Source organism: Burkholderia sp. Ac-20349 (assembly GCF_017104865.1).
In the GTDB taxonomy this organism is placed as follows: Bacteria; Pseudomonadota; Gammaproteobacteria; order Burkholderiales; family Burkholderiaceae; genus Burkholderia; species Burkholderia aenigmatica.
In genome coordinates this window covers 1-26,747 of sequence record NZ_JAAGPM010000109.1, presented here as the reverse complement: position 1 = coordinate 26,747, position 26,747 = coordinate 1, and the positions used below count along the sequence as shown (strand labels likewise).

Below are 26,747 nucleotides of genomic sequence, written 5' to 3'. Positions count from 1 at the left end.
GGCCTTCTTCGGGCGGGCCGGCTTGTCCCCTGCGGGCGGCGCAGCGGGACGCACCGCCTTGCGGGCGACGAGGCTGCCGGAGCGGCACGCGTGCCCCTTATCGCGACAACGCGGCCGGTGAAGGCGCGAAGCGCAGCTTCGGCGACCGCCGCACGTCGTCGGATCGTCCGCCGCGCCGCGATGACGACTCACGTCCGCGTCGCGCGGGTGGCGAAGGCGGCGCACGCGCGCCGTATCGCGACAACGCATCCGGCGAAGGTGCGAAGCGCAGCTTCGGCGACCGTCGCCCGTCGTCGGATCGTCCGCCGCGCCGCGATGATGACTCACGTCCGCGTCGCACGGGTGGCGAAGGCGGCGCACGCGCACCGTATCGCGACAACGCGTCCGGTGAAGGCGCGAAGCGCAGCTTCGGCGACCGTCGCACATCGTCCGATCGCCCGCCGCGTCGCGATGACGACTCACGTCCGCGTCGCACGGGTGGCGAAGGCGGCGCACGCGCGCCGTATCGCGACAACGCATCCGGCGAAGGCGCGAAGCGCAGCTTCGGCGACCGCCGCACGTCGTCGGATCGTCCGCCGCGCCGCGATGACGACTCACGTCCGCGTCGCACGGGTGGCGAAGGCGGCGCACGCGCGCCGTATCGCGACAACGCATCCGGTGAAGGTGCAAAGCGCAGCTTCGGCGACCGTCGCACGTCGTCGGATCGCCCGCCGCGTCGCGATGATGACTCACGCCCGCGTCGCGCGGGTGGCGAAGGCGGCGCACGCGCGCCGTATCGCGACAACGCATCCGGTGAAGGCGCGAAGCGCAGCTTCGGCGACCGTCGCACGTCGTCGGATCGTCCGCCGCGCCGCAACGACGATGACCGCCCGCGCCGCGCAGGCGCCGACGACGGCAAGCGCCCGTCGTATCGCGACAAGCCCGCCGGTGAAGGTGCGAAGCGCAGCTTCGGCGACCGCCCGGCCCGCCCCGCACGCGACGGCGAGCGCCGCTCGTTCGGCGCGGTCAAGACCGCGCAACCGGTCAAGCGCGCCGCAGCCGACGTCGACTACGGCGACGAATCGGGCCTGATGCGCCTGTCGAAACGGATGTCCGAGCTCGGCATGTGCTCGCGCCGCGAAGCCGACGAATGGATCGAAAAGGGCTGGGTACTCGTCGACGGCGAACGCATCGACACGCTCGGCACCAAGGTACGCGCCGACCAGAAGATCGAGATCGACGAACGGGCGAGCGCCGCGCAGGCCGCGCAAGTGACGATCCTGCTGCACAAGCCGGTCGGCTATGTGTCGGGCCAGGCGGAAGACGGCTACGAGCCGGCTGCCGTGCTGATCACGCGCGCGAACCGCTGGAGCGGCGACCATTCGCCGGTGCGCTTCTCGCCGCAGCACCTGCACGCACTCGCACCGGCCGGCCGCCTGGACATCGATTCGACCGGCCTGCTCGTGCTGACGCAGAACGGCGTGATCGCGAAGCAGCTGATCGGCGAGCAGTCGGATATCGACAAGGAGTACCTGGTGCGCGTGCGCTTCGGCGAACGGCTCATCGACATCGACCAGCACTTCCCCGCGGAATCGCTCGCGAAGCTGCGCCACGGCCTCGAGCTCGACGGCGTCGCGCTGAAGCCCGCGATGGTCAGCTGGCAGAACGGCGAGCAGTTGCGCTTCGTGCTGCGCGAAGGCAAGAAGCGCCAGATCCGTCGCATGTGCGAACTGGTGGGCCTCGACGTGATCGGCCTGAAGCGCGTGAGGATGGGCCGCGTGATGCTCGGCGCCCTGCCGCAGGGTCAATGGCGCTATCTGTCGGCCGACGAGACGTTCTGACCGCCGGCGCGCCACACGCGTGCCACGCAATGAAAAAGCCCGCGCAAGCGGGCTTTTTTCTTGTCGGCGAGAAACCGGGCGCGCCGGGCAATCAGTCGTCGGAAGCCGGATCGAGCCCCGGGAACAGCACTTCCGTGAAGCCGAAGCGCGTGAAGTCGGTGATCCGCATCGGATACAGCTTGCCGATCAGGTGATCGTATTCGTGCTGAACGACGCGTGCATGAAAACCGTCGGCAACGCGATCGATCTTCTCGCCGTACTGGTCGAAGCCGCTGTAGCGCACCTTCGCGTAGCGGCTGACGACGCCCCGCATGCCCGGCACCGACAGGCAGCCTTCCCAGCCCTCTTCCATGTCCGGCGGCATGTACTCGACCTTCGGGTTGATCAGCACGGTCTCGGGCACCGGCGGCGCATCCGGGTAGCGGTTGTTGTTGCCGAAGCCGAAGATGATGAGCTGCAGCCCGATGCCGATCTGCGGTGCGGCCAGTCCGGCGCCATTCGCATGGTGCATCGTCTCGAACATGTCCGCGACGATCTCGTGCAGTTCGGGTGTATCGAACCGCTCGACCGGCTTGGCGACTTCGAGCAGGCGCGGATCGCCCATCTTCAGGATCTCGCGAATCATGGCGTATTGCCCTCCAGGAGTTGGTGCAGGCCGTCTTCGTCCAGCACGGGGATGCCGAGTTCCTCGGCCTTCGCGAGCTTGCTGCCGGCTTCGGCGCCCGCGACCACGTAATCCGTCTTCTTCGATACCGAACCGGCCACTTTCGCGCCCGCCGCTTCGAGCATTTCCTTCGCGGCATCGCGCGTGAGCGTCGGCAGCGTGCCCGTCAGCACGACCGTCTTGCCGGCCAGCACGCCCTGCGGCGCCTTCGGCGCGGGCGGCCCTTCCGGCCACGTCACCTTGCCCGGCGCACGCAACTGCTCGATCACGGTCCGGTTGTGCTCTTCCGCGAAGAACTGGTGGAGCGACTCGGCGACGATCGGCCCGACGTCGTTGACTTCGAGCAGTTCTTCGATCGATGCGTCCATGATCGGCGTCAGCGAGCCGAAATGCTTCGCGAGATCCTTCGCAGTCGATTCGCCCACGTGACGGATGCCGAGCCCGTAGATGAAGCGCGCGAGCGTCGTGTGCTTCGCCTTCTCGAGCGAATCGAGCAGATTCTGTGCGGACTTCTCGGCGAACCGGTCGAGCTCGGCGAGCGTCGCAAAACCGAGATTGAACAGGTCGGCCGGCGTGCGCACGAGATTCAGCTCGACGAGCTGGTCGATGATCTTCTCGCCGAGCCCGTCGATGTCGAGCGCACGGCGCTGCGCGAAGTGCCACAGCGCCTGCTTGCGCTGCGCCGGGCAGAACAGGCCGCCCGTGCAGCGCGCGATCGCCTCGTCCGGCAGGCGCTCGATCTTCGAGCCGCACACCGGGCATTCGGTCGGCATCACGAATTCGGCCGCGTCGGACGGACGCCGGTCGAGCAATGCACCGACCACCTCGGGAATCACGTCGCCCGCGCGGCGCACGATCACGGTATCGCCGATCCGGATGTCCTTGCGCCGTACCTCGTCCTCGTTGTGCAGCGTCGCGTTGGTCACGGTCGCGCCGCCGACGAACACGGGCTCGAGGCGCGCGACCGGCGTGATCGCACCCGTGCGGCCGACCTGCACGTCGATCGCGACGAGTTTGGTCAGCGCTTCCTGCGCAGGGAACTTGTGCGCGAGCGCGAAGCGCGGCGCGCGCGACACGAAGCCGAGGCGCTCCTGTTCGTCGCGCCGGTTGACCTTGTAGACGACGCCGTCGATGTCGTACGGCAGCGACTCGCGCTTCTCGCCGATCCTGCGGAAGAACCCGAGCAAGCCTTCGGCGCCCTGCACGACCGCGCGCTCGCGGTTCACGGGCAGGCCGAGCGACTCGTACCAGTCGAGCAGCGCGCTGTGCGTATCGGGCATCGGCATCCCGTCGAGCACGCCGATCCCGTACGCGAAGAACGACAGCGGACGCTGCGCGGTGATCTTCGAGTCGAGCTGGCGCAGGCTGCCGGCCGCCGCGTTGCGCGGATTCGCGAATTCGCGCTGCTCGGCCGCACGCTGGCGTTCGTTCAGGCGTGCGAAATCGCGCTTGAACATCAGCACCTCGCCGCGCACGTCGAGCACGGCCGGCACGTGATCGCCCTTCAGCTTCAGCGGAATCGAGCGGATCGTGCGCACGTTCTCGGTCACGTCCTCGCCCGTCGTCCCGTCGCCGCGCGTCGACGCCTGCACGAATACACCCTGCTCGTAGCGCAGCGAGATCGCGAGGCCGTCGAACTTCAGTTCGCACGCGTACTCGACGGGCTCCGTCACCGAACCGGCGAGATCGGTCGTCTTGTCGAGCGCGTCGGCGACACGCTTGTCGAATGCGGCGATGTCCTCGTCGGCGAAGCCGTTGTTCAGCGACAGCATCGGCGCGTCATGGACGACCGGCGTGAAGCCGCCGGCCGCCTCGCCGCCGACGCGCTGCGTCGGCGAATCGGGCGTCACGAGTTCGGGATGATCGGTTTCGAGCTGCTGCAGTTCGCGGAACAGCCGGTCGTATTCCGCGTCGGGCAGATCCGGCTGGTCGAGCACGTAATAGGCGTAGTTCGCCCGCTCGAGTTGGTCGCGCAGCCACGCGGCGCGCGCGTCGGGCTGGCTGGCTGGCGGTTCGGCTTGGGTTCGGGCCATGCTGGCGGCAGAGTCGTTCTGAAAAATCGGAATTCCGATTATCTCAGTTTGACGCCGCAGCGGGGGCACGCGATGCGTGCCGCGCGGGCCCGCTGCAGTGCACACAAGCACGGTGCATTGCAGCGACGGGCGACGGCGCCGAAAGCCGCCGCCCGCCGGGCGCGCGTTACTGGCTGAAGAGGCGGCGCGTGACCGGCGAACCGGCCGGGATGCCGGCTTCCTCGAGCTTCGCGTACAGCTTCATCAGTTGCTGATCGATCGCGACCAGCGTCGACTCCGGCAGCGGCCGGCGCGAATCGTCGACCACGCGTGCACCGATCCGTTCGGACAGCGATTTCGCGTAGTCGCACATCAGCCGGAACGGCAGGATGTCCTCTTCGGCCACCGGCACGTCGAGCACCAGCGTGATCATGTTGCCGCCCTTGTACGTGAGGTCGTCACGCAGGAAGTTCGTGTCGCCGAACTGCAGCATGAACACGGGGTTCTGCTTCGCGTCGAGCTTCACGAAACGCGTGCCGTCGCGCGACAGCAGCAGCCCGTCCTGCGACGCCACGGCCTGCACGTAGTTCGCCGACCACGGCGCGCCGTCCGACATCACGTTGACCGACAGCTGCGCGTCGCACTGCGCGGCAAAGGCGTCGAGCTCGCGCGCCATCGCGACCGTTTCCATCATGTCCGGGAATTCGGGCGCGCCGTCGATCGCGTCGGCGAACTGCTGGACGCCCGTCACGAATTCGGAGAACTCGAGCTCGTTCAGCGCGCCGCTGCGGTTCGCGAGCTGTGCGGCCGCGCGCAGTTCCTCGTAGCGCACGCCGTTCTGCAGCAGCTCCCACTGGCCGCCTTCCGGCTTGCCTTCGATATGCACGGGCTTGCTGCCCGCGCGGCGCAGCCGCTGCGCGGCCGGCAGGATCTTGTCGCCCGGCAACGGCCCGCCCAGGCGGATCGGCACGATGCAGTCGATCCGGCGGTCGACGATCGCCGGCGGTGCCGACGAGATCGTCGTTGCAGCCGGCAGCACGGGTTCGGCCAGCTCAGCCGGTTCAGCGCGCACTTCATGCGCGGCGGCGGGCACGGCTTCGTCGCCGGCCACCGGCTCGACCGACTCGGCCGGCATGTCGACGCCGGTCGCCTCGGCCTGCAGATCGGCCGGCATGTCGGCAGGCGCTGCGCCACCGAACGTCGGCTCGACGCGCGCGACTTCGGCCGGCGTGCCGGCCGTGGCGGCCGCCGCGACCGGGGCCGCGGGTTCACGCCGCACCGGCTGACGCACCGGCTCGATGAACGGCAGTTCTTCTTCGCGTTCGGGGCGGTTCATCGCCTCGGCCGCTTCCTCCGGCATCGGGCGCGGCATCTTGCGCCGCACCTTCGCGCCCTGCCATGCGTTGTAGACCACGACGCCGCCCACCACGACGGCGCCCGCGCCGATCAAACCGAGTGTCAACTCGTCCATGCACGCTCCATCAGCAATTCTTGTTCGTCGGAACCGCGAACGGGCGCCCATGCGCCGCGCGAACGCGGTCCGGTTTCGTCAAACGTCAATTCTGGGCAAAACCCGCGGCGGTTTCCATGTCCACCGCGACGATCCGCGACACGCCCTGCTCCTGCATCGTCACGCCGATCAGCTGCTGCGCCATTTCCATCGCGATCTTGTTGTGCGAGATGAACAGGAACTGCGTCTTGTCGGACATCGCGCGCACGAGATTCGCGAAACGCTCGGTGTTCGCATCGTCGAGCGGTGCGTCGACCTCGTCCAGCAGACAGAACGGTGCCGGGTTCAGCTGGAACATCGCGAACACCAGTGCGGTCGCGGTCAGCGCTTTCTCGCCGCCCGACAGCAGGTGAATCGTCGCGTTCTTCTTGCCCGGCGGCTGCGCCATCACCTGCACGCCGGCATCGAGGATTTCGTCGCCCGTCATGATCAGCTTCGCCTGGCCGCCGCCGAACAGGCGCGGGAACAGGTCGCTGAAGTGACGGTTGACTTCGTCGAAGGTGCCCTGCAGCAGCGTGCGGGTTTCCTGGTCGATCTTGTGGATCGCGTCCTCGAGCGTCGTGATCGCGTCGATCAGGTCGGCCGACTGCGCGTCGAGGAACACCTTGCGCTCGCTCGCGGCCTTCAGCTCGTCGAGCGCGGCCATGTTCACCGGGCCGAGCGAGTTGATCGCGTTGTTCAGGCGCGTGACCTCGCCCTGCAGGTACGACGGCTTCAGATCCGGCGTGAGCTTCGCGGACAGCGCCACCTCGTCGACCTCGGCCGTCACGAGCTGCTCGGCGAACTGCTCGACCGACAGGCGCGCGGCCTGCTCCTTCAACTGCAATTCGGTGATGCGGTCGCGCAGCGGCTGCAGCGAGCGCTCGGCGACGAGCCGCTGCTCGTCCGACGCGCGCAGCTTCGCGGTCAGGTCGTCGAGTTCGATCCGCGCGGCCTGCAGCGCCTCTTCCTTCACCGCACGAATCTCGAGCGCGTCCTGCAGGCCCGTGTGCGCGGTCTGCTCGTTGATCGTCTCGAGCTCGGCGCGCGCGTCTTCCAGCGACGCAGCAACACGCTCGCTCTGTTCGTGCGCGACCTGAATGCTGCGCTTGAGCTCGTCGATCCGCGTCACTGCATTGCGTGCGGCGAAGCGCGCGTCGTTCGCACCGCGCTCCAGGTCGCGTGCTTCCTGGCGCGCCTGCGTCAGCGACTCGTCGAGCGCTTCGAACGCGAGCTGGTTGTCCTCGAAGCGCGCCTGCAGTTCCGCGAGTTCGCCGTCGAAACGCTCGAAATTCGCTTCCGACTCCGCGCGCATCGCGCGCTGCTCTTCGATCTGCGCGCCGATTTCCTCGAGTTCCTCGCGGATCTGCGTGCTGCGCTGCGTGTAACGTTCGTGCGCCTGTGCAAGCTTCAGCACGTCCATCTGCAGCGCGTGCACGCGCTGCGTCGCACGCTCGGCCTGTGCGCGCACGTCGCCGAGCGCCTGGGTGGCCTGCGTGTGCGCGGCTTCCGCGCGCACGGCGGCGGTGCGCGCCTCGTCGGCGAGCAGCGCCTGCGCACGCACCTGGCGCGTCAGGTTTTCGATTTCCTGCTGGCGGGCCAGCATCCCGGCCTGCTCCGAATCGGCGGCATAAAGCTGCACGCCGACACGCGTGACGATATGGCCGGCCTTGACGACGAACGCGCCGCCTGCCGGCAGCTGCGTGCGTGTCGCGAGCGCCTGCGCGACGTCGTCGGCGACATACACGTTGCCGAGCCAGTCGTTCAGCACCGCGCGGATGCCTGCATCGTCGATGCGCACGAGCGACAGCACCGGACGCAGCCCGGCCACGGCCGCGGGCGGTTCGCCGGCCGCGGGCGGCGCGTAGAACGCGAGCTTCGCGGGCGGTGCATCGGTGGCGAACGCCTTCACCCAGTCGAGGTTCGACACTTCGAGCGCAGCGAGCCGCTCGCGCAGCACGGCCTCGAGCGCCGCTTCCCAGCCGGCTTCGACATGCAGCTTCTTCCACAGACGCGGCAGCGCGCCGAGCTCGTGCTTGTCGAGCCACGGCTGCACCTTGCCTTCGGTCTGCACGTTTTCCTGCAACTGCTTCAGCGCGGCAAGACGCGCCTCGAGCTGGTGGATCTGCGCGGCTTCGGCCTGCACGCGCTCCTGCGCGGCACGGCGTTCGCCATCGAGGCGCGGCACCGTTTCCTGCGCGTCGGCGAGGCGCGCCTGCGCTTCGGCCAGGATCTCTTCCTGCTCGGCGAGCTGCATGCGCTGCTCTTCGAGCTGGGCCTCGTCCGGCGCGTCGAGCCCGCCCGCTTCGCTCTTCAGGCGCTCATGGCGCTGCTGAAGCTGCTGGAGCTGCTGGTCGGCGTTACGCTGGTGCGCGGCTTCGAGCTTCAGCGACTGTTCGGTCTGCGCGATCCGCGCGCGCTCGTCGTTGAGCTGCGCCTGCGCATCGCGCCATTTGGCTTCGAGCGCCGGCAGCGCGTCGTGCTTCGCGGCTGCGTTGTCTTCGGCGAGCGCGGCCTTCTCGTCGGCCATCGCACGCGCCTCTTCGGCGTCCTCGAGCTCGTCCTGCGCCTTCTCGGCCTGCGCGCGCCATTGCTCGCGCTGCGCATTCAGCGCGGCGATCTGTGCCTGCACGCGATTGCGCGATTCGACGATGAACTTGATCTCGGCTTCGAGGCGGCTCACCTCGGCGTTCGCTTCGTAGAGCGAACCCTGCGCGCCCTGCATCGCATCGCTCGCCGAGTAATGCGCGACACGAAGCGTCTCGAGCTGCGCCTCGACCTCGCGCAACTTCGCGGTCTGCGCCTCGAGGTCGATCTGCGCCTGTTCGATCGCGCGCTGCTGCTTCTGCTGCTCGCCGGCCGCCTCGTTCTTGCGCAGCAGCCACAACAGGCGCTGCTTCTCCTCGCCGTCGGCGACGAGTTCCTTGTACTTGGTCGCGACGACGGCCTGCGCCTCGAGCTTCTCGAGGTTCGCACCGAGTTCGCGGACGATGTCCTCGACGCGCGTCAGGTTCTCGCGCGTGTCGTGCAGGCGGTTCTCGGTCTCGCGGCGGCGTTCCTTGTACTTCGACACGCCCGCGGCTTCCTCGAGGAACACGCGCAGCTCTTCCGGCTTCGCCTCGATGATCCGCGCGATCATGCCCTGCCCGATGATCGCGTACGCACGCGGCCCGAGGCCGGTACCGAGGAAGATGTCCTGGATGTCGCGGCGGCGCGCCGGCAGGTTGTTGATGTAGTAACTCGACGTGCCGTCGCGCGTGAGCACGCGCTTCACGGCGATCTCGCCGTACTGGCCCCACTGGCCGGCTGCGCGGCCGTCGGAGTTGTCGAAGATCAGTTCGACACTGGCCCGGCTGCCGGGCTTGCGGGCGGTCGAGCCGTTGAAGATCACGTCCTGCATCGACTCGCCACGCAGCTCGGACGCGCGCGACTCGCCGAGCACCCAGCGCACGGCGTCGATGATGTTGGACTTGCCGCACCCGTTCGGGCCCACCACGCCGACAAGCTGGCCCGGAACCTGGAAATGCGTGGGATCGACAAAGGATTTGAAGCCAGCGAGTTTGATCGAGCTCAGACGCACGGCGGTATCGGATGTGAAGAAGGTGTGAAACGGACGGAGCCGCACTGCGCGAGGCCGGACGGCCCATGCGCGCGATGCGCCCCGGAATTCAAAAGCGGGGCCGCGCGCATACAGCGTTGGGCCCCGCAAACGGCTTCCATCATACCATCGCGCGTGCGCCGTCCCGACCGTCGCCGGGTTTGTCCGGTGCCGGCGCGGCACGATGGACCCGGCTCGACAGCAGCGTCGCCAGCACGATGCACACGCCGCCCGCCCACTCCCGCGCGGTCGGCAGCTCGTTCGCGAACACCCACGCCGACAGCGCGGTGATCACGATCTCGAACAGCATGATGATCGACGCACGGTTGGCCGGCACGCGCGCCAGCCCGTATTGCACGAGCAGGTTGTTCGACGCCATCGTCACGCCGATCGCGACGATGATCAGCGCAGCCGTGCCGAGGTGGCCGCCCGCCGGCGCAGCCGGTATCCCCTCGAACAGCGACGCGATCGCGCCGAACACGGCCGCGCCGCCGAACAGCGTCGCGGTGCGCATTTCCGCACGCATCTCCGGCAGCTCGCGGCTCGCCTTGATCACGAGCACGTTGCTCATCGCGAAGCTCAACCCGGCCGCGAGCCCGGCCCATTCGGCCGGGCTGGCCGGCAGCGGCAGGCCGAGCTTCGGCGACCACAGCATCAGCATCGCGCCGCCGATCGACAGCGCCGCAAGCCCCGCGCCGGCCCAGGTCAGCCGCTCGCGCAGCAGGAAGTGCGCGTAGATCGCGGTCCACGCGGGGGTCAGATAGAACAGCAGCATCACGCGCAGCACCTCGCCGTGGATCGTGCCCCACACGAACCCGAGGTTCGTCACGCCGGCCGTGACCGCGATGCCGGGCAGCACCCAGTGCCAGCGCAGCGTCGCGATCGTGCGGTGTCGCGCGACGATCACGAACAGGAAAGCGACGAGGCTCGTCAGCGCGCTCGCCAGCGTGCCCGTCACGCCGAGCGACGCCAGGATCCGCAGCGGATACCAGATCAGGCCCCATACCGACGCACCGATCAGGATGGCCAGCGTCGGCAGACTGCCGCGTACCGCGTTATTCATTTGGTTCAATACCCTTTATTCAGCCGGCCCGGCCGCCGTTCCGGCAGGCCGTGACCGCATTCCGTCACGCTATAATCGTCCGTTGCGACCCGCGCGCCATCGGCGCCCGTTCGCAGCCGCGCGGCGCGCCCGCCGCTTCTTTCGCTCCAACCGGCCGCGATGGCCGCTTCGCCCGTGAACCCTCGACTCGACTCGCTCCAGCCCTATCCCTTCGAAAAGCTGCGCGCCCTGTTCAAGGACGTGACGCCCTCCGGCGCCCTCAAACCGATCAGCTTCGGCATCGGCGAGCCCAAACATGCGACCCCGGCGCTGATCCGCGACGCCGTGGTGGCCGCGCTCGACGGTCTCGCGTCGTACCCGGCCACCGCCGGCTCGGACGCGCTGCGCACGTCGATCGCGCACTGGCTCGAGCGCCGTTACGGGCTGCCGGCCATCGATCCGGCCACGCAGGTGCTGCCCGTGTCGGGGTCGCGCGAGGCACTGTTCTCGCTCGCGCAGACGGTGATCGACGCGCGCCCGTCCGAACAGGGCGAGAAGGCGATCGTACTCTGTCCGAATCCTTTCTATCAAATTTACGAAGGCGCGGCGCTGCTGGCCGGTGCCGAACCCTATTTCGCGAACAGCGACCCGGCCCGCAACTTCGCGTGCGACTACGCATCCGTGCCCGACGAAGTCTGGGCGCGCACGCAACTGCTGTACGTGTGCTCGCCGGGCAACCCGACCGGCGCCGTGCTGACGCTCGACGACTGGCGCGAGCTGTTCGCGCTGTCCGACCGCCACGGCTTCGTGATCGCATCCGACGAGTGCTATTCGGAAATCTATTTCGACGAAGCGGCGCCGCCGCTCGGCGGCCTCGAGGCCGCGCACCGCCTCGGCCGCGGCTTCGAGCGGCTCGTGATGCTGTCGAGCCTGTCGAAGCGCTCGAACGTGCCGGGCATGCGCTCGGGCTTCGTCGCCGGCGACGCGGCGCTGCTGAAGAAATTCCTGCTGTACCGCACGTATCACGGCGCGGCGCTGTCGCCGGTCTGGCAGCACGCGAGCATCGCCGCGTGGAACGACGAGGCGCACGTGCGCGAGAACCGCGCGCTGTACCTGCAGAAGTTCAATACGGTCACGCCGATGCTCGCCGACGTGATCGACGTGAAACTGCCCGACGCCGCGTTCTACCTGTGGGCCAACGTGTCGCGCACCGGGCTGTCGGACACCGAGTTCGCCCGTCGCCTGTACGCCGACTATAATGTGACGGTTCTGCCCGGCTCGTACCTGGCGCGCGATGCGCACGGCACGAATCCGGGCCGCGATTTCATCCGGATCGCGCTCGTCGCGGGCACCCCCGAATGCGTCGAGGGCGCGCAACGCATCGTCGATTTCTGCCGGTCTCTCGCGCGGTAATCGTCCATCCCGAACACTTCATCCATCTCCTGCGAAAACGAACATGTCGCAACAACTTCAGCAAATCATCGATACCGCCTGGGACAACCGCGCCGAGCTGTCGCCGAAGGCCGCACCGGCCGACGTCCGCGAAGCCGTCGCGCACGCGATCGAGCAGCTCGACAAAGGCGCGCTGCGCGTTGCCGAGAAGATCGACGGCAACTGGACCGTGCACCAGTGGCTGAAGAAGGCCGTGCTGCTGTCGTTCCGCCTGGAGGACAACGCGCCGATGCCTGCCGGCGGCTACTCGCAGTTCTACGACAAGGTGCCGTCGAAGTTCGCGAACTACACCGCTGAAGATTTCGCCGCGGGCGGCTTCCGCGTCGTCCCGCCGGCCATCGCGCGCCGCGGCTCGTTCATCGCGAAGAACGTCGTGCTGATGCCGTCGTACACCAACATCGGCGCGTACGTCGACGAAGGCACGATGGTCGACACGTGGGCGACGGTCGGTTCGTGCGCGCAGATCGGCAAGAACGTGCACCTGTCGGGCGGCGTCGGCATCGGCGGCGTGCTCGAGCCGCTGCAGGCGAACCCGGTCATCATCGAAGACAACTGCTTCATCGGCGCGCGCTCGGAAGTCGTCGAAGGCGTGATCGTCGAGGAAAACTCGGTGATCTCGATGGGCGTGTACCTCGGCCAGAGCACCAAGATTTACGATCGCGAAACCGGCGAAGTCAGCTACGGCCGCATCCCGGCCGGCTCGGTCGTGGTCGCCGGCAACCTGCCGTCGAAGGACGGCTCGCACAGCCTGTACTGCGCAGTGATCGTCAAGAAGGTCGACGCGAAGACCCGCGCGAAGGTCGGCCTGAACGAGCTGCTGCGAGGCGACTGATGGCGAAGCGTACTGTGGTCGTCTACGGCATTCCGAACTGCGACACCGTGAAGAAGGCCCGCGTGTGGCTCGACGACCACGGCGTCGAATTCGAGTTTCACGACTTCAAGAAGCTCGGTGTCAGCGTGCCGCTCGTCGAAGACTGGCTGAAGGACGTGTCGCTCGACGCGCTCGTCAACAAGCGCGGCACGACGTGGCGCGGCCTGGACGACGCGATGAAGGCGGCCGCCGAAACGAAGTCCGGCGCGGTCGCGCTGATGATCCACAAGCCGTCGGTCATCAAGCGCCCCGTGCTCGTGGTCAACGGCCGCGTGAAGTCGCTCGGCTTCGCGGCCGAACAATACGCGGCGCTGTTTGCCGCATAGGGCTGCCCGCGCTGCGCCCGTCGGCGCAGCCCGACGTCTTGTCGCTGCCGGCCACCGCGCCGGCATTTTTTATCGAAAGTGGTCCGAACCATGTCCGCCACCCTAGCCCTTACCGAACAGCTGATCGCCCGCGCGTCCGTGACGCCCGACGACCAGCATTGCCAGCAGATCATGACCGAGCGCCTTGTCGCGCTCGGCTTCGAATGCGAGACCATCGCGTCGCACGGCGTGACCAACCTGTGGGCCGTCAAGCGCGGCACCGACGGCCGCGACGGCAAGCTGCTCGCGTTCGCGGGCCACACCGATGTCGTGCCGACCGGCCCGCTCGAGCAGTGGAGCTCGCCGCCGTTCATCCCCGCCCATCGTGACGGCAAGCTGTACGGCCGCGGCGCGGCCGACATGAAGACGTCGCTCGCGGCGTTCGTCGTCGCGTCAGAGGAATTCGTCGCGGCCCATCCCGGCCACCGCGGCGCAATCGCGTTCCTGATCACGAGCGACGAGGAAGGCCCCGCCACCGACGGCACCGTGAAGGTCGTCGAGCTGCTCGAAGCGCGCGGCGAACGCATGGACTACTGCATCGTCGGCGAGCCGACGTCGACCGCCGAGCTCGGCGACGTCGTCAAGAACGGCCGCCGCGGCTCGATGTCGGGCGAACTGGTCATCAAGGGCGTGCAGGGCCACATCGCGTATCCGCACCTCGCGAAGAACCCGATCCACCTGCTCGCGCCAGCGCTCGCCGAGCTCGCCGCCGAGCAGTGGGACGAAGGCAATGAATACTTCCCGCCGACCACCTGGCAGGTATCGAACCTGCACGCCGGCACCGGCGCGACCAACGTGATTCCCGGCCACGCCGACCTGCAATTCAACTTCCGTTTCTCGACCGCCAGCACGGTCGAGGGTCTGCAGGCACGCGTGCACGCAATCCTCGACAAGCATGGCCTCGAATACACGCTGAAGTGGTCGGTGAGCGGCCTGCCGTTCCTCACGCCGCGCGGCGAGCTGTCGGGCGCGCTGGAAAACGCGATCCGCACCGAGACCGGCATCACCACCGAGCTGTCGACGACGGGCGGCACGTCGGACGGCCGTTTCATCGCGCGCATCTGCCCGCAGGTGATCGAGTTCGGCCCGCCAAACGGCAGCATCCACAAGATCGACGAGCACATCGAAGTGCGCTTCGTCGACCCGCTGAAGAACGTGTACCGCCGCGTGCTCGAACAACTGATCGCCTGATGGAGCCTCGCATGACGACACCTTTTGCAACTGTTCGCGACCTGCTGCGCTACGCGGTCACGCGCTTCTCGAAGGCGAAGCTCGCGTTCGGCCACGGCTCCGACAATGCGTACGACGAAGCGGCCTACCTCGTGCTGCGCACGCTCGACCTGCCGCTCGACACGCTCGAGCCGTTCCTCGACGCGCGGCTGCTGCCCGACGAAATCGCGGCCGTGCTCGCGGTGATCGAACGGCGTGCGGCCGACCGCGTGCCGGCCGCGTACCTCACGCATGAAGCGTGGATGCACGGCCACCGCTTCTACGTCGACGAGCGCGTGATCGTGCCGCGCTCGTTCATCGGCGAACTGCTCGACGACGGGCTGCAGCCGTACGTCGCCGATCCCGAGCAAGTCGGCGCGGTGCTCGAGCTGTGCACGGGCTCCGGCTGCCTCGCGATCCTCGCGGCGAGCGCATTCCCGAACGCCGAGATCGATGCGGTCGACCTGTCCGACAAGGCGCTCGAAGTCGCCGAGATCAACGTGCGCGACTACGGCCTCGAAGACCGCGTCGGGCTGCATCGCGGCGACCTCTACGCGCCGCTGCCCGCGTTCCGCACCGATCCGGGCTCGCGCTATGACGTGATCCTGACGAACCCGCCGTACGTGAACGCGTCGTCGATGGCCGCGCTGCCGCCCGAATACCGGCACGAGCCGGAGATGGCGCTCGCGGGCGGCGACGACGGCATGGACATCGTGCGACGCATCGTCGCCGAAGCGCACCGCTGGCTGCACGACGACGGCGTGCTCGTCGTCGAGATCGGCAACGAGCGCGAAAACGTCGAAGCCGCGTTCGGCGGCCTCGAGCTCACGTGGCTGCCTACCAGCGCGGGCGACGACGCCGTCTTCCTGATCCAGGCGTCGGACCTGCCCCGCAAGGCCTGAGCCGTTTCGGCTCGCCCACCGTGCGGTGCACCGTTGCGCCGCACGGTTGGGTAAGATGCGCGTAGGCGGCCGCCCGGCCGCGCGACCTCAGGAGTCCGTCACGCGCCCATGACCCTCGACTGGCTACATCTCGGCACCCTGATCCTGACCATTCACGTGCTCGGGATCGTCGCGGCGTGCCACGCGATCATGAACACGCGCACGTCGCAAGGCGCGATCGCGTGGGCCGTCTCGCTCGCGGCCATGCCGTATCTGACGCTCATTCCGTACCTGTTCCTCGGCCGCAGCAAGTTCTCCGGCTACGTCGACGCCCGGCGCCACGAGCTGGAAATGTTGCGCATGCACACACCGCGCTCGCCGTGGCTCAGCACCGACGCGACCGACGGGCCCGCCGCCGACGCGATCGGCCAGGCCGCGGTGCTCGCGCTCACGCGGCTCGGCGGCATGCCGTTCCTCGGCGGCAACTCGGTGCGCACGCTCGTGAACGGCGACGCGACGTTCACGGCGATCCTGGCGGCCATCGACGCCGCGCGCGACTATGTGGTGGTGCAGTTCTTCATCGTGCGCGACGATGCGCTCGGCCGGATGCTGCGCGACTCGCTGCTCGCGCGCGCGGCAGCCGGCGTGCGCTGCTGCCTGCTGTACGACAGCATCGGCAGCTTCGACCTCCCGCACAGCTACGTCGACACGCTGCGCCGGGGCGGCGTGGAGGTCCACCCGTTCGCGACCAACCGGAAGTTCGTCAACCGCTTCCAGCTCAACTTCCGCAACCACCGCAAGATCGTCGTCGTCGACGGCAATCGCGCGTTCGTCGGCGGCCACAACGTCGGCGTCGAGTATCTCGGCGCGAAGCCGCGCCTGTCGCCGTGGCGCGACACGCACATCGAGATACGCGGCCCGGTGGTCGCGAGCATCCAGTACGTGTTCGCCGAAGACTGGCACTGGGCAACGCAGAAGCTGCCGCCGCTCGCGTTGCCGCCGCCCGCGCAGCCCGGCGACAACATGCATTGCCTCGCGGTGCCGATGGGGCCGGCCGACAAGCAGGAGACGGGCTCGCTGTTCTTCGTCGAGGCGATCAACGCCGCGCGCGAGCGGGTCTGGATCACCACGCCGTACCTCGTCCCCGACGAAGCCGTGATCTCCGCGCTGAAGCTCGCCGTGATGCGCGGCGTCGACGTGCGCATCCTGATCCCGAGCCGGCGCGATCACTACGTGGTGTTCGAAGCGTCGAAGCTGTACGCGCGCGACCTGGTCGATGCGGGTGTCAAGGTGTTCCGCTACCGGCCCGGCTTCCTGCACCAGAAGGTCGTGCTGATCGACCGCATCGCGGCAGCGATCGGTAGCGCGAATCTCGACAACCGCTCGTTCCGCCTCAATTTCGAGATCATGGTGCTGACCGTCGACCGCACGTTCGCCGACGAGGTCGAGGCGATGCTCGATGCCGATTTCGCGCAGGCGTACGAGGTCGATGCGACCGAATACCGCCAGTCGCCCGCGTGGCGGCGCATCGCGATGCACGTCGCGCGGCTGTTCGCACCGATCCTGTAAGGATCGCGACGACGGCCGCGGTGCGATCCGCCCCGCGGCCGCGAACGCCGCCAGCCGCCGTCACAGCAGCTTGTCGATATCCGCGGCGATTTCGTCGGGCTTGGTCGACGGCGCATAGCGCTTGACGATGCGCCCTTCGCGATCGATCAGGAATTTCGTGAAATTCCACTTGATCGCCTTGAGGCCGAGAATGCCGGGCGCCTCGTCGGTCAGGTAGCGGTACAGCGGATGCGCATGGTCGCCCTTCACGTCGATCTTCGCGAACATCGGGAACGTGACGCCGTAATTGCGCTCGCAGAACGCGCCGATCTGCGTGGCGTCGCCGGGCTCCTGCTTGCCGAACTGGTTGCACGGGAAGCCGAGCACATAGAAGCCGCGCGACGCGTACTGGTCGTACAGCTTCTGCAGGCCCGCGTACTGCGGCGTGAAACCACACTCGCTCGCGGTGTTGACGATCAGCAGCACCTTGCCGCGATACGCATCGAGCGAGGCCGGCGCGCCGGCAAGCGTCTCTGCGCTGAACGAATACAGGGTGGACATCGGGCACTCCTTTTATGAAACCGGATCGACGTGGAGTCTAGGCGAAATTGCCCCATTGCGGCATCCGCCGAACGGCCAATGCCCGGCGCGAGCGGCGCGCAGTCTAGAATAGCGGTTTTGGCCAGTCATTTCCGCCGTGATCCGTTTCAATCAGTTCAGCCTTGCGCGCGGCACCAAGCCGCTGTTCGAGTCGACCTCCTTCGTGCTCAATCCCGGCGAGAAAGCCGGCCTGATCGGCGCGAACGGCGCCGGCAAGTCGACCCTGTTCTCGGTCCTGCGCGGCGAGCTGCACTCGGACGGCGGCGATTTCTCGATGCCGCCGTCGTGGCGAATCGCCCATGTGTCGCAGGAAACGCCCGCCGCCGATCGTTCAGCGCTCGACTACACGCTCGACGGCGACGCCGCGTTGCGCGAGATCGAGGCGCGCATCGCCGCCGCTTCCGCCGCGCATGACGGCGCCGCCGAAGCCGACGCGCACGCGGCGTTCGCCGACGCCGACGGCTACACCGCGCCTGCCCGCGCCGAGGCGCTGCTGCTCGGCCTCGGCTTCACGCTCGCGCAGACGCGCGAATCCGTCGCCAGCTTCTCCGGCGGCTGGCGCATGCGCCTGAACCTCGCGCAGGCGCTGATGTGCCGTTCCGACCTGCTGCTGCTCGACGAACCGACGAACCACCTCGATCTCGACGCGATCGTCTGGCTCGAAGACTGGCTGCACCGCTACCCCGGCACGCTCGTCGTGATTTCGCACGACCGCGAATTCCTCGATTCGATCTGCAATGTCACGCTGCACCTGGAAAACCGCCAGGTGAAGCGCTATGGCGGCAACTACTCGCAGTTCGAAGTGCTGCGCGCGCAGCAACTGGCGCTGCAGCAAAGCGCCTACGAAAAGCAGCAGAAGACGATCGAGCACCTGCAGAGCTTCGTCGACCGCTTCAAGGCCAAGGCGACCAAAGCCAAGCAGGCGCAGAGCCGGATGAAGGCACTCGAGAAGATGGAGCTGATCGCGCCCGCGCATATCGCGTCGCCGTTCACGTTCGAATTCCGCATGCCCGATGCCGCGCCGAACCCGATGATGGTGATGGAAGACGTCCGCTGCGGCTACCACGCCGACGGCGGAGCGGAAATCCCGATCGTCGAGCGCGTCGCGCTGTCGATCCAGAACGGCCAGCGCATCGGCCTGCTCGGCGCGAACGGCCAGGGCAAGTCGACGCTGATCAAGACGCTGGCCGGCACGCTCGCGCCGCTGTCGGGGCACGTCCGCGACGGCAAGGGGCTGACGATCGGCTATTTCGCGCAGCACCAGCTCGAAACGCTGCGCGAGGACGATTCGCCGCTCGCGCATCTGGCGCGGCTCGCGCCCGACACCCGCGAGCAGGAGCTGCGCGACTTCCTCGGCGGCTTCAACTTCTCGGGCGACATGGCGACCACCCCGGTCGGGCCGTTTTCGGGCGGTGAAAAGGCCCGCCTCGCGCTCGCGCTGATCATCTGGCAGAAGCCGAACCTGCTGCTGCTCGACGAACCGACCAACCACCTCGACCTCGAAACGCGTCATGCGCTGACGATGGCGCTCGCGCAGTTCGAAGGCACGCTGATCCTCGTCTCGCACGATCGCCACCTGCTGCGCGCGACGACCGACCAGTTCATGCTGGTCGCGAAGCACCGGCTGCAGCCGTTCGACGGCGACCTCGACGACTACCGCGACTGGCTGCTGCAGCACGCGGCCGAGCAGCGCGCCGCCGCGAAGGCCGACAGCGCGGCTTCATCGGGCGCGGGCGCCGCGGCCAATCGCAAGGACCAGAAGCGTCAGGCCGCCGAGGAGCGGCAGCGCCTGTCGGTGTTGAAGAAGCCGCTGCAGACGCGCATCACGAAGCTCGAAAAGGAAATGGAGACGCTGCACGCGGAGAAGGCGCGCCTCGACACATTCGTCGCCGATCCGGCGAGCTACGAAGCCGAGCGCAAGACGGAACTGACCGACGCGATCCGCAAGCTCGGGGACGTCAACACGCGTCTCGAAACCGTCGAGGCCGGCTGGCTCGCCGCGCAGGAAGAGCTCGAACAGATCGGCTGAACGCTGTCGCAGCACAGCCGGCCACTATGCCGATACGCCAGCCCGGCGTGCCGGCTGCCTCTGTGCTGCGATACCTTGGTATCGCAGCACCTCAAAAACCATCTGGCCCTCAGTGGGCCCAGATGCGACAAGGCCGGGCGCACGGGCCCGGCCTGTTCATTCACTTACCGTCGTCACACCGCTCGCCGGCTGCTCGCCGCGCTTGCCGGCTCAGCGGCGCGGCAACGTGTCGCGCGGCATCTGCTCGTCGTCGCCCATCAGGTGGCGGCGCCCTTCGGTCGGCCGCCGGATCGCCGCGGCGACCTCCGCTTCCGTCACGTCCTCGGACACGACCTTGCGCGCCAGGCGCCCTTCGTCGTCGATCCATTCGACGATCCGGCATCCGCCGCCCCAGGGTTGGCGAATCGGCTCCGACACGCGGCAGCCACGCAGGTTGTAAAGGCGTCCGCTCGGCGCTTCCCCATACGATTTCAACATAGGATCCCTTCGCATTGCGCGGTTCGACAATCCGGCAAAGGATAGGGAAAAGCGATGTCCGGCGGGTTACAGAACCCTACATATTCTTTACAACGAATTACGCGACAGATCGCCGGCAGGCACGGCCCGAGCGCCTGCCGGGCCGGTCACTCGAGATCGCGTACGCGGTCGATCGCCTGTTCGAGCCGATCGACGGCCATCACGTTCAGCCCTTCGATCGGCTGCTTCGGCGCATTCGCCTTCGGAATCAGCGCGGACGTGAAACCGAGCTTCGCGGCTTCGCGCAACCGCTCCTGCCCGCGCGGCGACGGCCGGATCTCGCCCGCCAGCCCCACTTCGCCGAACACGATCAACCCCTTCGGCAGCGCCTTGTTGCGCATCGACGAATGGATCGCGAGCAGCACCGCGAGATCGGCAGCCGGCTCGGTGATCTTCACGCCGCCGACCGCATTGAGGAACACGTCCTGGTCGAAGCACGCGATGCCCGCGTGCCGGTGCAGCACCGCGAGCAGCATCGCGAGCCGGTTCTGCTCGAGGCCGACCGCGAGCCGGCGCGGGTTCGGCACGTGCGCCGTGTCGACGAGCGCCTGGACTTCGACGAGCAGCGGGCGCGTGCCTTCCTGCGTGACGAGCACGCACGAGCCAGGTACGACCTGTTCGTGCTGCGACAGGAACAGCGCGGACGGATTCGCGACACCGCGCAGCCCGCGCTCGGTCATCGCGAACACGCCGAGTTCGTTGACCGCGCCGAAGCGGTTCTTGAACGCACGCACGAGCCGGAACGACGAATGCGTGTCGCCTTCGAAGTACAGCACCGTGTCGACGATGTGCTCGAGCACGCGCGGGCCGGCCAGGTTGCCCTCCTTCGTCACGTGCCCGACCATGATGATCGCGGTGCCCGACTGCTTCGCGATGCGCGTGAGCTGCGCCGCGCACTCGCGCACCTGCGCGACCGAGCCCGGCGCCGACGTGAGCGCTTCCGAATAGACGGTCTGGATCGAGTCGATCACGGCCACGTCCGGCCGTTCCGCGTCGATCGCGGCCTGGATCTTTTCGAGCTGGATCTCGGCGAGCAGCTTTAGTTCGTCCGCCACCGCACCGCCGTCGAGCAGCGCAAGCCGTTGCGCGCGCAACGCGATCTGCGCGGCCGATTCCTCACCGCTGATATAGAGCGCGCGCCGCTCGCTCGCGATGTCCGCGAGCGACTGCAGCAGCAGCGTCGACTTGCCGATGCCCGGATCGCCGCCGATCAGCACGACGCCGCCGGGGACCAGCCCGCCGCCGAGCACGCGGTCGAATTCACCGATGCCGGTCGAGAAGCGCGGCACATCGGCCGCTTCGATGTCGACGAGACGCTGGACGGGCGCCCGCTTCGCGAGCGACTGGAAACGATGGGCCGCCGGCGATTCGGAGACCGATTCAACCAGCGTGTTCCAGGCCTGGCACGACGGGCATTGGCCCTGCCACTTCGGGGTCTGTCCGCCGCACTCGCTGCAGACGTATACGGTTTTCTGTTTGGCCACGCGCGACGCCCTTATTCCGCGCGCACGGGCACGCGGCCGGCGACCGCGCACATCAGCTCGTAGCCGATCGTGCCGCAATGGCGGGCGACGTCGTCGATCGACAGCGCGTTGCCCCACAGTTCGACGCGCGCGCCGACGCCAGCCTGCGGGCACGGGGTCAGGTCGACCGTGATCATGTCCATCGAGACGCGGCCGACGATCCGCGTGCGGATGCCGTCGACGATCACCGGCGTGCCTTCCGGCGCGACCCGCGGATAGCCGTCCGCGTAACCGCACGCGACCACGCCGACCCGCATCGGCGCCTGCGCGGAGAACGTCGAGCCATAACCGATGGCCTGCCCCTTCGCGATCGTCTGCACCGCGATCAGCTCGGACGCGAGCGTCATCGCAGGCTTCAGCCCCGTGTCGGCGATATCGGACGACAGCCCGGACGGCGACGCGCCGTACAGCACGATCCCCGGCCGCACCCAGTCGAAGTGCGTATCCGGATGCCACAGCACGGCCGCCGAATTCGCGAGACTGCGCGCGCCGGCAATGTTTTCCGCACCGCGCTCGAACGTCGCGAGCTGCTCGGCGACGCCGCGCTCGTTGTCCGCATCCGAAAAATGGGTCATCAACGTGATCTGGCCGATGCCGGGGCACGCGCGGGCGCGTTCCCACGCGGCGCGATATTTCTCCGGCAGGTAGCCGAGGCGGTTCATCCCGCTGTTCATCTTGAGCTGCACGTTGACGGGCTTCGACAGCCGCGCCGTTTCCAGCATCCGCATCTGCTCGTCGTTGTGGACGGTCGTCGTCAGGCTGTAGCGGTCGATCACGTCGATGTCGGTCGAGCGGAAGAACCCTTCGAGCAGCAGGATCGGGCCGGCCCAGCCGAGCTCGCGCAGCTTGACGGCCTCGTCGAGGTCGAGCAGGCCGAAACCGTCGGTGCCGCGCAGGCCGGGAAATGCACGGGCGAGACCGTGGCCGTACGCGTTGGCCTTGACGACCGCCCAGACCTTGGACGGGCCGGCAAAGCGGCGGACGACGGAGAGATTGTTCGCGAGAGCGGCGGTGTGGATGGTGGCGGAGATCGGGCGCGGCATGGGAAATTTACGTAAAGACGCTTGCGAATCATCAGCTTACCGCGCCTTTTGAGCACTGAAGCCGACAATTTGCGGAACGATCGGGGAATCTTGCTAGTCCGAATTGGCGTATTTTCATGTTATAAAGCCGTGCGCACAACCCATTTCGAACGGAATAAGCCGATCGCATACCAGGCGGCCTACGCGGCCCTGCCGCAGCGACGAAAGCATCGCATCAGATGAAAAAAGGTTTTTACACCATCATGGCCGCGCAGTTTTTCTCGTCGCTGGCCGACAGTGCGCTCCTCATCGCCGCCATTGCCCTGCTGAAAGACCTTCACGCACCCAACTGGATGACACCGCTGTTGAAGCTGTTCTTCGTGTTGTCCTATGTGGTGCTGGCGGCGTATGTCGGCGCCTTCGCGGATTCGCGCCCGAAGGGCCACGTGATGTTCATCACCAACTCGATCAAGGTGATCGGCTGCCTGATCATGCTGTTCGGCGCCCACCCGCTGATCGCGTACGGGATCGTCGGCTTCGGCGCGGCGGCCTACTCGCCCGCCAAATACGGCATTCTTACCGAGCTGCTGCCGGCCGACCGGCTGGTCGCGGCGAACGGCTGGATCGAAGGCACGACCGTCAGCTCGATCATCCTCGGCACCGTGCTAGGCGGCGCGCTGATCAGTCCGCATATCGCGTCGCACGTCATCGCGCATACGCCGGCGTGGATCGGTACGCCAGCCGAAGCCGCGATCGCGGTCATCCTGTTGATCTACGTGATCGCCGCGCTGTTCAATCTGCGCATTCCCGATACCGGCGCGCGCTACCCGAAGCAGCAACACGGGCCGATCAAGCTGGTGGCCGACTTCGCCGACTGTTTCATGGTGCTCTGGCGCGACAAGCTCGGCCAGATCTCGCTGGCGGTCACGACGCTGTTCTGGGGCGCGGGCGCGACGCTGCAGTTCATCGTGCTGAAATGGGCCGAGGTGTCGCTCGGCATGTCGCTGTCCGAGGGTGCGCTGCTGCAGGCGGTCGTCGCCTTCGGCGTCGCGGCCGGCGCGATCGCCGCGGCCAGCCGCGTGCCGCTCAAGAAGTCGCTGACCGTCCTGCCGGTCGGCATCATCATGGGCATCGCGGTGATGCTGATGGCGTTCTATTCGCGCGACCTGTTCCCGCCGCACTGGGCCGCGCACCTGGGCCACCTGCGCCTGCCGGTTTACCTGATCATCGCGTACATCTTCCTGATCTGCGTCGGCGCGTTGTCCGGCTACTTCGTCGTTCCGATGAACGCGCTGCTGCAGCATCGCGGCCACGTGCTGCTGTCGGCCGGCCACTCGATCGCGGTGCAGAACTTCAACGAGAACCTGTCGGTGCTCGTGATGCTGTGCCTGTATGCGGTGCTCGTGTGGCTCGACGTGCCGGTCGGCGTCGTGATCGTGCTGTTCGGCACGTTCGTCTGCCTGACGATGTGGCTCGTGATGCGCCGCCACCAGGCGAACCAGCGTCAGTTCGACTCGGTCGCGCTGATCGGCGAATCGCGGCACTGACGCTACACTTCCCGTTTCCGTCCGCCAGCGCCGGTCTTTGAACCGGCGCGCTGCCCCGATGACGCACCCGATACCCAACATCCTGACGATCGCCGGCTCCGATTCGGGCGGCGGCGCCGGCATCCAGGCCGACCTGAAGACCTTTTCCGCACTCGGCACGTACGGCGCGAGCGTGATCACCGCGCTGACCGCGCAGAACACCCGCGGCGTGACGGGCGTGCATGCGCCGGATGCCGCGTTCGTGACCGCGCAACTCGACGCGGTGTTCGGCGATATCCGCATCGATGCGGTCAAGATAGGGATGCTCGCGAATGCGGCGATCGTACACGCGGTCGCCGACGCGCTGCGCCGCTACGCGCCGCGCTTCGTCGTGCTCGACACGGTGATGATCTCGAAGAGCGCGCACGCGCTGCTCGCGCCCGATGCGGTCGACGCTTTGCGCGAGGCGCTGCTGCCGCTCGCGACGGTCGTGACGCCGAACCTGCCCGAAGCGGCCGCGCTGCTGAACGATGTGCCCGCAACCACGGAACCCGACATGGTCCGGCAAGGTCAGGCATTGTTACGGACGGGCGCGCGCGCCGTGCTGATGAAAGGCGGCCACCTGCCCGACGCGTCCGCGAGCCCCGACTGGCTCGTTGAAGCGACGCGCACCGTGCGGCTCGACGGCGCGCGCGTGCCGGTCAGCAACACGCACGGCACCGGCTGTACGTTGTCGTCGGCGATCGCCGCGCTGCTGCCGCAGCAGCCCGACCTCGAAAGCGCGGTGCGCGAAGCCAAGACCTATCTGACCGGCGCGATCGCCGCGAGCGGCCACCTCGACGTCGGCCATGGCGTCGGCCCTGTCCATCACTTCCATCGCTGGTGGTGAGCGCCGGCTGACGCGGCGTCAGTGATCCTGCGCCGCGAACGCCTGTGCGCGTACCGGCCAGTCGTCCGGCACGACGAAGCCGCGCGCCCGTTCGCGCCACGTGCCGTCACTCCCCTTGTCATGAATGCCGATCAGCGCGGGGGCCTCGCGGGCCGTCAACACGGGGGGCAGCTCCAAAGCGGCCGCCAGCGGCTCGGGGTCGAATCCGGCATCGGCGGCGACACGTCGCGGCGCCAGCCACGCCAGCCTCGGCAACACACTCCATGCGGCGCCGGCACGCTGCGCAGCCGCCCAGGCCGGCCACTGCGCGTGCGTCAGCCAGAAACCGCGCGGGTGATCCGGCGCGATTTCCGCGGACACCGGCGGTAACGGCGCATCGTACGGATAGAACAACCAGCCCTTGATGAACATCTGCGCGTCGGACGGCGCGCCGTAACCGAGCCGCGCAAACCCGTCGCGATCGCCGAGCCGCAGCTGGTGATCGAGCAACCGGCTGCGTTTGCGGTCGAACCGGTCGACGAGGTTGGGGCCGACGAAATCGGCGAGCGACGCACCGGCTTGCACCGGCGCGCACAGATAGCACTTCACCGCGAGTTCCCAGTGCAGGCGCCGCCCGTCCGGCGCGTCGACGAGAAAATCGACTTCGCCGAGCGTCTTGCCGTTGCTGCGCAGCGGCAGATTGGCCGCGACGAGCCGCAGCGACGGCCCGTGCGTCAGGAAATATTCGAGCAGGCATTCGGCGTAGCGGCCGAGCCGGGTGGGCCGAAACCCGTCGAGCGCGCGATGCAGCGGCTCGGGCTGCGCATCGAGCGCGGCGAGCCATGCTTCGACGGCCGACTGTCCGGCCGCATCCGGCCAAGGGCGCGCAAGCGGCGCGTCCGGTACCGCGGTGAGCAGGCTCGGGCTGGCCAGCAGCCAGCCCAGATCCCGAACCGCGACGTCGTGCAGCGTATCGACGAATGCGACCGCCGCGCCGGCCGTCATTGTCCGGCCGGCCCGTTCGCGTCGACGCCCTCTGCGCGCCGGAACGTGTCGCGCGCGAGGCACAGGTCGGCCCAGGCCTTCGACTTGTCCTGCAGGCTGCGCAACAGGTACGCCGGGTGATAGGTCACGATCACCGGCACGCCTTCGTACGTATGCACGCGGCCGCGCAGCGACGCGATGCTCGCGTCCGTCTTCAGCAGGGTCTGCGCGGCGAAGCGGCCGAGCGCGACGATCAGCTTCGGCTTCACGAGCGCGACCTGGCGCTGCAGATAAGGCTCGCAGCTCGCGACCTCGTCCGGCTCCGGATTGCGGTTGCCCGGCGGCCGGCACTTGATCACGTTCGCGATGTACACGTTGTCGCCGCGCTGGAGCGACAGCGACTGCAGCATGTTGTCGAGCAGCTTGCCGGCCTGGCCGACGAACGGCTCGCCCTGCTTGTCCTCGTTCTCGCCCGGCGCTTCGCCGATCAGCATCCAGTCCGCTTCGCGGTCGCCGACGCCGAACACCGTGTTGGTCCGCTTCTCGCACAGCCGGCACTGCGTGCAGTCGGCCACGCGTGCGGCCAGCGCATCCCAGTCGAGTGCCGCAGAAGGCGGTCAACTACCTGTTCGTGTTCGACCTGTTCCTGATTACGCTGGGATGGCAACTGACCGCGCTGTCGCGCAATATGCGCGACGCAATCGCGTTGATCGTTGCCAATGCCTTCC

The 26,747-nt window shown here is 67.9% G+C and carries 20 protein-coding genes and 1 pseudogene; 10 read left to right on the top strand and 11 right to left on the bottom strand.

From position 1 onward, the window contains the following. The first annotated feature begins 29 nt into the window (after nt 1-29). The gene (locus G3N61_RS28255) at nt 30-1,820 is read left to right on the top strand and encodes a pseudouridine synthase (RefSeq protein ID WP_241017946.1); all 1,791 of its coding nucleotides are present in this window, start codon (nt 30-32) and stop codon (nt 1,818-1,820) included. A 91-nt stretch (nt 1,821-1,911) separates the two neighbouring features. On the opposite strand, the gene def is transcribed toward G3N61_RS28255, so the two are convergent. The 5 genes from def to G3N61_RS28230 form a co-directional block, all read right to left on the bottom strand. Beyond that, nucleotides 1,912-2,445, bottom strand: a complete 534-nt coding sequence (gene def / locus G3N61_RS28250) for a peptide deformylase (protein ID WP_011352465.1) — start codon at nt 2,443-2,445, stop codon at nt 1,912-1,914. Next, nucleotides 2,442-4,517 carry an NAD-dependent DNA ligase LigA gene (gene ligA / locus G3N61_RS28245; RefSeq protein WP_089450840.1) on the bottom strand — a complete coding sequence of 692 codons (2,076 nt, stop codon included), beginning with the start codon at nt 4,515-4,517 and terminating at the stop codon, nt 2,442-2,444. The genes def and ligA overlap by 4 nt, the downstream gene beginning before the upstream one ends. Nucleotides 4,518-4,683: 166 nt before the next feature. Then, entirely contained in the window at nt 4,684-5,967 is a 1,284-nt protein-coding gene (locus tag G3N61_RS28240) for a cell division protein ZipA C-terminal FtsZ-binding domain-containing protein (RefSeq protein WP_205824110.1), read from the bottom strand. A gap of 85 nt (nt 5,968-6,052) precedes the next feature. Then, nucleotides 6,053-9,565 carry a chromosome segregation protein SMC gene (gene smc / locus G3N61_RS28235; protein ID WP_043189297.1) on the bottom strand — a complete coding sequence of 1,171 codons (3,513 nt, stop codon included), beginning with the start codon at nt 9,563-9,565 and terminating at the stop codon, nt 6,053-6,055. Between the two features lie 139 nt (nt 9,566-9,704). Then, nucleotides 9,705-10,646 carry a DMT family transporter gene (locus G3N61_RS28230; protein ID WP_175024983.1) on the bottom strand — a complete coding sequence of 314 codons (942 nt, stop codon included), beginning with the start codon at nt 10,644-10,646 and terminating at the stop codon, nt 9,705-9,707. 159 nt (nt 10,647-10,805) lie between these two features. Between G3N61_RS28230 and dapC the strand changes: the two genes are divergently transcribed. From dapC to cls, 6 genes are all read left to right on the top strand, one after another. Next, the gene (gene dapC, locus G3N61_RS28225; RefSeq protein WP_071334682.1) at nt 10,806-12,038 is read left to right on the top strand and encodes a succinyldiaminopimelate transaminase; all 1,233 of its coding nucleotides are present in this window, start codon (nt 10,806-10,808) and stop codon (nt 12,036-12,038) included. Between the two features lie 43 nt (nt 12,039-12,081). Continuing rightward, nucleotides 12,082-12,909, top strand: a complete 828-nt coding sequence (gene dapD / locus G3N61_RS28220; RefSeq protein WP_014896723.1) for a 2,3,4,5-tetrahydropyridine-2,6-dicarboxylate N-succinyltransferase — start codon at nt 12,082-12,084, stop codon at nt 12,907-12,909. Further along, nucleotides 12,909-13,274, top strand: a complete 366-nt coding sequence (locus G3N61_RS28215; RefSeq protein ID WP_205824109.1) for an ArsC family reductase — start codon at nt 12,909-12,911, stop codon at nt 13,272-13,274. The genes dapD and G3N61_RS28215 overlap by 1 nt, the downstream gene beginning before the upstream one ends. 90 nt (nt 13,275-13,364) lie before the next feature. Continuing rightward, entirely contained in the window at nt 13,365-14,504 is a 1,140-nt protein-coding gene (dapE, locus tag G3N61_RS28210) for a succinyl-diaminopimelate desuccinylase (protein WP_043189254.1), read from the top strand. Nucleotides 14,505-14,515: 11 nt separating this feature from the next. Continuing rightward, nucleotides 14,516-15,424 (top strand): 50S ribosomal protein L3 N(5)-glutamine methyltransferase, encoded by a 909-nt coding sequence (gene prmB, locus G3N61_RS28205; RefSeq protein ID WP_175014296.1) that lies wholly within the window; start codon nt 14,516-14,518, stop codon nt 15,422-15,424. Between the two features lie 108 nt (nt 15,425-15,532). Then, nucleotides 15,533-16,972, top strand: coding sequence for a cardiolipin synthase (cls, locus tag G3N61_RS28200; protein WP_205824108.1), 1,440 nt, complete (start codon nt 15,533-15,535; stop codon nt 16,970-16,972). 60 nt (nt 16,973-17,032) lie between these two features. Here the strand turns inward: cls and G3N61_RS28195 are convergent, their stop codons facing one another. Next, nucleotides 17,033-17,512, bottom strand: a complete 480-nt coding sequence (locus tag G3N61_RS28195) for a glutathione peroxidase (RefSeq protein ID WP_043189246.1) — start codon at nt 17,510-17,512, stop codon at nt 17,033-17,035. 136 nt (nt 17,513-17,648) lie between these two features. Here G3N61_RS28195 and G3N61_RS28190 point away from each other — a divergent pair, with 136 nt between their 5' ends. Then, nucleotides 17,649-19,580 (top strand): ATP-binding cassette domain-containing protein, encoded by a 1,932-nt coding sequence (locus G3N61_RS28190; protein ID WP_205824107.1) that lies wholly within the window; start codon nt 17,649-17,651, stop codon nt 19,578-19,580. A gap of 210 nt (nt 19,581-19,790) precedes the next feature. Here G3N61_RS28190 and G3N61_RS28185 read toward each other — a convergent pair whose 3' ends face one another. From G3N61_RS28185 to alr, 3 genes are all read right to left on the bottom strand, one after another. After that, the gene (locus G3N61_RS28185; protein WP_039342663.1) at nt 19,791-20,057 is read right to left on the bottom strand and encodes a DUF2866 domain-containing protein; all 267 of its coding nucleotides are present in this window, start codon (nt 20,055-20,057) and stop codon (nt 19,791-19,793) included. Between the two features lie 146 nt (nt 20,058-20,203). Continuing rightward, complete coding sequence (gene radA / locus G3N61_RS28180) at nt 20,204-21,580, bottom strand: DNA repair protein RadA (protein ID WP_043189232.1); 1,377 nt, start codon at nt 21,578-21,580, stop codon at nt 20,204-20,206. Nucleotides 21,581-21,591: 11 nt separating this feature from the next. Then, a complete protein-coding gene (alr, locus tag G3N61_RS28175; protein WP_043189230.1) occupies nt 21,592-22,662 on the bottom strand; it encodes an alanine racemase in 1,071 nt (356 codons plus the stop codon). Nucleotides 22,663-22,880: 218 nt separating this feature from the next. On the opposite strand from alr, the gene lplT reads away from it, so the two are divergent. Together lplT and thiD are read left to right on the top strand one after the other, a co-directional pair. Next, complete coding sequence (lplT, locus tag G3N61_RS28170) at nt 22,881-24,188, top strand: lysophospholipid transporter LplT (RefSeq protein ID WP_043189228.1); 1,308 nt, start codon at nt 22,881-22,883, stop codon at nt 24,186-24,188. Between the two features lie 58 nt (nt 24,189-24,246). After that, complete coding sequence (gene thiD / locus G3N61_RS28165) at nt 24,247-25,056, top strand: bifunctional hydroxymethylpyrimidine kinase/phosphomethylpyrimidine kinase (RefSeq protein WP_205824106.1); 810 nt, start codon at nt 24,247-24,249, stop codon at nt 25,054-25,056. A gap of 18 nt (nt 25,057-25,074) precedes the next feature. Here thiD and G3N61_RS28160 read toward each other — a convergent pair whose 3' ends face one another. Then, on the bottom strand, nt 25,075-26,040 hold the full coding sequence (locus G3N61_RS28160) for a DUF1853 family protein (RefSeq protein ID WP_205824105.1): 966 nt from the start codon (nt 26,038-26,040) through the stop codon (nt 25,075-25,077). Then, nucleotides 26,037-26,621, bottom strand: a pseudogene (locus G3N61_RS28155) (uracil-DNA glycosylase); the annotation flags it as partial. The pseudogene G3N61_RS28155 and the gene G3N61_RS28160, both read right to left, overlap by 4 nt. Nucleotides 26,622-26,747 lie beyond the last annotated feature (126 nt).

Bases quoted from the DNA above. Each gene is read 5' to 3' on its own strand.
- def (WP_011352465.1), bottom strand. From the start codon at position 2,445: ATGATTCGCGAGATCCTGAAGATGGGCGATCCGCGCCTGCTCGAAGTC.
- ligA (WP_089450840.1), bottom strand. From the start codon at position 4,517: ATGGCCCGAACCCAAGCCGAACCGCCAGCCAGCCAGCCCGACGCGCGC.
- G3N61_RS28240 (WP_205824110.1), bottom strand. From the start codon at position 5,967: ATGGACGAGTTGACACTCGGTTTGATCGGCGCGGGCGCCGTCGTGGTG.
- G3N61_RS28230 (WP_175024983.1), bottom strand. From the start codon at position 10,646: ATGAATAACGCGGTACGCGGCAGTCTGCCGACGCTGGCCATCCTGATC.
- dapC (WP_071334682.1), top strand. From the start codon at position 10,806: ATGGCCGCTTCGCCCGTGAACCCTCGACTCGACTCGCTCCAGCCCTAT.
- dapD (WP_014896723.1), top strand. From the start codon at position 12,082: ATGTCGCAACAACTTCAGCAAATCATCGATACCGCCTGGGACAACCGC.
- G3N61_RS28215 (WP_205824109.1), top strand. From the start codon at position 12,909: ATGGCGAAGCGTACTGTGGTCGTCTACGGCATTCCGAACTGCGACACC.
- dapE (WP_043189254.1), top strand. From the start codon at position 13,365: ATGTCCGCCACCCTAGCCCTTACCGAACAGCTGATCGCCCGCGCGTCC.
- prmB (WP_175014296.1), top strand. From the start codon at position 14,516: ATGACGACACCTTTTGCAACTGTTCGCGACCTGCTGCGCTACGCGGTC.
- cls (WP_205824108.1), top strand. From the start codon at position 15,533: ATGACCCTCGACTGGCTACATCTCGGCACCCTGATCCTGACCATTCAC.
- G3N61_RS28195 (WP_043189246.1), bottom strand. From the start codon at position 17,512: ATGTCCACCCTGTATTCGTTCAGCGCAGAGACGCTTGCCGGCGCGCCG.
- G3N61_RS28185 (WP_039342663.1), bottom strand. From the start codon at position 20,057: ATGTTGAAATCGTATGGGGAAGCGCCGAGCGGACGCCTTTACAACCTG.
- alr (WP_043189230.1), bottom strand. From the start codon at position 22,662: ATGCCGCGCCCGATCTCCGCCACCATCCACACCGCCGCTCTCGCGAAC.
- lplT (WP_043189228.1), top strand. From the start codon at position 22,881: ATGAAAAAAGGTTTTTACACCATCATGGCCGCGCAGTTTTTCTCGTCG.
- thiD (WP_205824106.1), top strand. From the start codon at position 24,247: ATGACGCACCCGATACCCAACATCCTGACGATCGCCGGCTCCGATTCG.
- G3N61_RS28160 (WP_205824105.1), bottom strand. From the start codon at position 26,040: ATGACGGCCGGCGCGGCGGTCGCATTCGTCGATACGCTGCACGACGTC.